Raw genomic sequence first — 5060 nt, 5'->3', positions numbered from 1 at the left:
CGAGCTCGGTATCAGCAAGAATACCGTCGCTGACATCGTGCAACGACACAGAGCTAACGCTTAGGGTGTCATTTCGCCCTCAGCCGGAACCGACCCCCTGAACGCAGTACCACAGAGCACAGCGTATCTCCCGCGACCGCGCAGCCTTATACACCCTGCACGGTGACGCTGGTCATGGATGCCAGCGGAAAGCTGGCCTGTCCTGTCGGAGCGGAGGCATCACCTGGTGTGGCACCGGCAGTTTCCACAGTAACCGGCGTACAACGTATGCGGCTTGACCCGGATTTGTATATTCCGGTCGATACCTATATTCCCTGTACGCTTCAAACCCGCTTTGTGTCCGACGTTGCCGGGCGTATTTCCTGCCTGATATCTGAGGACGTTTACAGCGAAAGCACCCATGTACGGCTGATACCCGCAGGCACCCGCGCCCGTGGCGTCTACAAGACCGGCACACTCAATCACGGCCAGGCGAGGATGTTCGTGATGTGGACGGAACTCAGAACCCCGGACAGGTTAAAAATCCCGATGGTGGATTCTCAGGTCGTAGGCCAGCTCGGTGAGGCCGGTATTGATGGCTGGATCGACACGCATTTCTGGGAGCGTTTCGGCAACGCAATGATGCTCAGTACCGTGCAGGACGTCGCCGCAGCGGCGGCAAGTTCCGCCCCGTCGAAAGACCGCAATACCGATTACACGGAAAATTCACGCGCTGCCGCCGCTGAAATGGCAAAAACGGCGCTGGATAACAGCATCAATATCCCGCCAACCATCTACAAAAATCAGGGCGATATCATCGGCATCATGACCGGTTCAGACATCGATTTTTCAGGCGTCTACAGCCTGAAACTCAAATAAGGAGGGCATTATGGGCGTCAGTAACATTTCACTCGACCAGCATAAACAACGCATGTTCGGGGATTTTCTTCACCTCGATGGACTGACCGAAATCGCGGTAAACCGTCCCGGAGAGCTGTTTACCAAAATTCGCGGGGTGTGGCAAAAACACCCCGTTCCGCTCACGCTGGCACAGTGTCAGACGTTTGCCACCGCGCTTGCCAACTATCAGGGCGACCATATTGATGATACGTCGCCGGTGCTGTCCGCCACGCTCGAATCTGGCGAACGTTGCCAGGTGGTGATGCCTCCGGCTTGTGAGCGAGATACGGTGTCGATCACTATCCGCAAGCCTTCCCTGATACAAATTCCCCACCAGTCCTATATCGACGGCGGCTTTTACGACCGGGTCACGGGTAAGGAGAAAACAGCAAGCCATGATGACGAACTTTTACGTTTATACAATGCCGGAGCTATTCCCGCTTTTATGGAGAAGTGTGTCGAATATGGCAAGACCATCATCATCGTGGGCGGTACGGGGTCGGGGAAAACAACCTACCTGAAAACGATGATCGGGTATATCCCCGTCAACCTGCGACTGGTGACTATCGAGGACAACCCGGAGACGCGCTTTTATGGCCATGAAAATTACGTGCATCTTTTTTACCCCGCCGATGCGGGAGAAAAAGCCATTGTGACCCCGGCCAGTCTGGTACGGGCAAACTACCGTATGAACCCTGACCGTATTTTACTGGCCGAGGTGCGCGGAGGTGAAGCCTGGGACTGTCTGAAAATCATCGGTTCGGGGCATGAAGGGCTGATCACTTCTCTGCACGCCGGTAGCCCGGAAGAGGCCATTAACGGGCTGGCGGAACGCTGTTATCAAAACATGGAATGCCAGAACATCCCCTATTCGGTACTGCTGCGTAAGGTATTGAACAGCATTGATGTCATCGCCAGCATTGACGTGAGCGGCGATATTCGCCGCATGGGTGATATTTACTTTAAGCCGGTGCATCGCGCCGGTGTGATGGAGAATTTCAGGAATGAAACATTTTAAACCCCTGGTTGTACTCAGCGCATTTCTGGTACTCGCGGGCTGTTCATCCCCGCCCGAACCGGCAGCCGTCGAGTGGGATAAGCCTCTTTCGCCGACCAACGGCACATTGCCTTTATGGCAGGAAAACATTGTTGTTACACCGTCGCCGGTCGTGTCCGGGCAGTGGTCGAGAGTGATCACCGATTTTCAAGATGAAGGACAGATTTGGACGCCTGATGTCTGGTATGCCGTTGCTCATTCCCCACACGTTGCCGTCTCTGCGCCGGATGCGACCGCGTTCTTTGCTGCTAAAGCGTGGTTGAGACAACACGGCGCACAAGGGCTTATCTCTTATCTTCCAAAAACTCACTGCCTGACCTGCAACACCACCGACATTTATTTTTCCCGATAACGGCGGTGAGACAGATTTTCAATCTGTTTTTCCGGCGTTGAACAACCAGAGGGCGTTAGCCGTCTTTTGTTTGTCTCAAAATCACCTCAAGGAATAAAACGTTATGAAAAAAACCGCAATCGCGGCGGCACTCCTGTGCCTGACCGCTGGCTTTTCTGCGCCTTCATTTGCTGCTGACCCGTGCGAGGTCGTCCTGTGTATGTTCGGCAAAGTAACCGGTAATAGCGGCGGCAGTGAATGCAGCAGTGCCGAAAAAGCCTTTTTCAGCATTAATTCTTTTAAGAAGAAAGGCCGGTTTGACCCATCGAAGACATCAAACATGCGTAAAGCGCTTTTGGGGGAATGCAAAGCCGCAGACCCGGCAGCTATAGCCAAAATCATCAGTCAATTCGGGCGGATCAGGGGGTAATCATGAGACTTTTTATCGCAGAAAAGAAAGGATTGGGTGAAGTGATCGCCCTCGCCCTGGGCAACGGTGTAAACCGTGGCGGTTATATCGAATGTGGCACCGACGTGGTGACGTGGGGATCAGGCCACCTGCTCGAGCTGGTCAAGCCTGAAAGTCATAACCCCGCTTACGAAAAATGGAACGAGGCCGATTTACCGCTGAAACTGCGACCGCACCGCTACCAGCCGATTGAGCGCACCGCAGGCCAGTTTAAAACGGTAGCGGCGCTGATTGAGAAGGCGAGTGAGATTGTTCACGCTGGAGATCCCGACGCCGAAGGCCAGCTTTTAATTGATGAAATTTTGACGTACACCGGCACGAAAAAACCGGTGAAGCGCGTCCTCATCAATGACCTGAACACGGAGAAAGCGCGACAGGCGCTGACGCAGTTACGCGACAACAGCGAGTTTTACGGATTATCCCAAAGCGCATTAGCGAGAAGCGTTGGCGATCAACTCTTTGGCTTCAATATGACCCGAGGTTACACTCTCGCCGCCCGTAAAAAAGGCGGCAAAGATGTGTTATCGGTTGGTCGGGTACAAACGCCTATACTGGGTCTGATCGTTCACCGTTATGAAGCCTTCAAAAACCATGCGGCAGCGTTTTATTACGCTGTCAGCGCCGGTTTTATGATTAACGGTTTTGACCTGACCCGTTGCGACGGAGGCGAGATACCGGCGCGATTTTCCGTACCAGACGATGCCCCTACGGACGATAAAAAACGCATTATTGATAAGCACTACGCTGATAATATTGCCAGTACGACACAGCACCAACCCGCCACGGTGACACAGGCACAGACCGAACCTAAAGCCTCACCGGCACCGCTGCCCTTCTCGCTGTTAGATTTGCAGGTTCACATGAGCCGTGAGCACGGTCTGCCCGCTGAAAAAACGCTGGCCGTGACGCAATCGCTGCGCGATAACTTTAAGGCGATCACCTATAACCGCTCAGATTGTCGATACCTGAATAACGAACAGTTTAATGATGCGCCTCAGACTATCGCGGCGGTGAGTGCAGCATTAAGCGGCACGTTTCCCCCGCAAGTTCTGGCCGACCTCGACAGCAACAAAAAAAGCCGTGCCTTTAATGAAGGTAAAGTCGGAGCGCATACCGCGATTATCCCGACCGGCACCGCGCCCGATACAGCAAAAATGAGCCAGGACGAACGCGCGGTATACACCGCGATTGCCACGCAGTACCTGGCTCAATTCTTACCGGAAAAAACGTATCTGGCGGCCAGCGTCAGTTTTTGCGCAGCGGGCAACACCTTCACGGCCAGTGCCAGAAAAACAACCGGGATGGGCTGGACGGCGCTTTTACAAGAGAGCGACATCGACGCTGAAAGCGGCGACGGAGAGAGTGAGCCGGGGAAAGATAATGGCGATGGCTTATTTTCCATATTAACGGCACTTAGCGTGAACGATGCCGGAACCTGTAAAACCGTCACTGTCAAAGCGGAGAAAACAAAACCGCTGCCACTTTATACCGAAGCCACGCTGTTACGTGATTTACAGCGCGTGGCAAAATATGTGAAAGACCCGCGCATTAAAGCGCTGTTAGTCAGCCGGGACAAAGACACTGAGGGCGAAAATGGCGGGATTGGCACACCGGCAACCCGCGCCGAAATGTTAAAAACCTTACTGAGCCGCAACTTTTATACTGTAGAAAAAAAGAAACTTATTCCCACGGAATTAGGCATCAGCTTTATTCATGCCCTGCCCTCCATCGCCACCGAACCCGATATGACCGCTCTATGGCACGAACAGCAACAGCAGATCGAAAAGGGTAAAATGACCAGCGATGCCTTTTTAGATGAGCTGGAGATCTTTATTGCGGAGCAGCTTCAACACGTCGATGTCAGCGCGGTCAGCGTCACGGCCAGCGACAAAGACAAAAGTGAAAAGAGCCAGTTTGAGCGATTAAACGCACCCTGTCCGTCCTGCGGTAGCAGCATCATTGTGACCCCTAAAATATTCCGCTGTACTCAGTGCGACTTTAAAATCTGGCCGACAATAGCGGGTAAAAACCTGACCAAGAATCAGGTTGAAACCATCATCAGTAAAGGTAAAAGCGCAGAGATTAAAGGCTTTACCAGCAAAGCGGGTAAGCCGTTCTCGGCGTTCGTGGTGCTAAAAGATAAAGCCACCGGGCAAACTGCGTTTGAGTTTCCACCACGTAAATAAGCCTTTCACCTATATGGCGGCGTCATGCCGCCACTCCCCATTAGGGAAGGTGCGAACAAGTTCCTGATATGAGATCATCATATTCATCCGGAGCGCATCCCAGAGGGACATCATGAGCCATCAACTCACCTTCGCCGA

At 53.0% G+C, this 5060-nt stretch carries 4 protein-coding genes and 1 pseudogene; all 5 read left to right on the top strand.

Annotated features, from left to right (window positions below):
- Positions 1-90: 90 nt before the first annotated feature.
- Positions 91-858 (top strand): annotated as a pseudogene (gene virB10, locus F9C28_RS19720) (VirB10/TraB/TrbI family type IV secretion system protein); the annotation flags it as partial.
- A gap of 10 nt (positions 859-868) precedes the next feature.
- On the top strand, positions 869-1897 hold the full coding sequence (gene virB11 / locus F9C28_RS19715) for a P-type DNA transfer ATPase VirB11 (RefSeq protein WP_040118348.1): 1029 nt from the start codon (positions 869-871) through the stop codon (positions 1895-1897).
- Positions 1884-2288 carry a cag pathogenicity island Cag12 family protein gene (locus F9C28_RS19710; RefSeq protein WP_050296637.1) on the top strand — a complete coding sequence of 135 codons (405 nt, stop codon included), beginning with the start codon at positions 1884-1886 and terminating at the stop codon, positions 2286-2288. Before virB11 ends, F9C28_RS19710 begins: the two co-directional genes overlap by 14 nt.
- 103 nt (positions 2289-2391) lie before the next feature.
- A complete protein-coding gene (locus F9C28_RS19705) occupies positions 2392-2697 on the top strand; it encodes a conjugal transfer protein (RefSeq protein WP_040118350.1) in 306 nt (101 codons plus the stop codon).
- Positions 2698-2699: 2 nt separating this feature from the next.
- Complete coding sequence (locus F9C28_RS19700) at positions 2700-4922, top strand: type IA DNA topoisomerase (RefSeq protein WP_199016943.1); 2223 nt, start codon at positions 2700-2702, stop codon at positions 4920-4922.
- Positions 4923-5060 lie beyond the last annotated feature (138 nt).

Source organism: Shimwellia pseudoproteus, from assembly GCF_016415625.1.
GTDB classification, from domain to species: Bacteria; Pseudomonadota; Gammaproteobacteria; order Enterobacterales; family Enterobacteriaceae; genus Shimwellia; species Shimwellia pseudoproteus.
This window is presented reverse-complemented; position numbering and strand designations above follow the sequence as displayed.

What these genes read in the sequence shown, in the direction of transcription:
- virB11 (WP_040118348.1), top strand. Translation starts at nt 869, where the DNA reads ATGGGCGTCAGTAACATTTCACTCGACCAGCATAAACAACGCATGTTC.
- F9C28_RS19710 (WP_050296637.1), top strand. Translation starts at nt 1,884, where the DNA reads ATGAAACATTTTAAACCCCTGGTTGTACTCAGCGCATTTCTGGTACTC.
- F9C28_RS19705 (WP_040118350.1), top strand. Translation starts at nt 2,392, where the DNA reads ATGAAAAAAACCGCAATCGCGGCGGCACTCCTGTGCCTGACCGCTGGC.
- F9C28_RS19700 (WP_199016943.1), top strand. Translation starts at nt 2,700, where the DNA reads ATGAGACTTTTTATCGCAGAAAAGAAAGGATTGGGTGAAGTGATCGCC.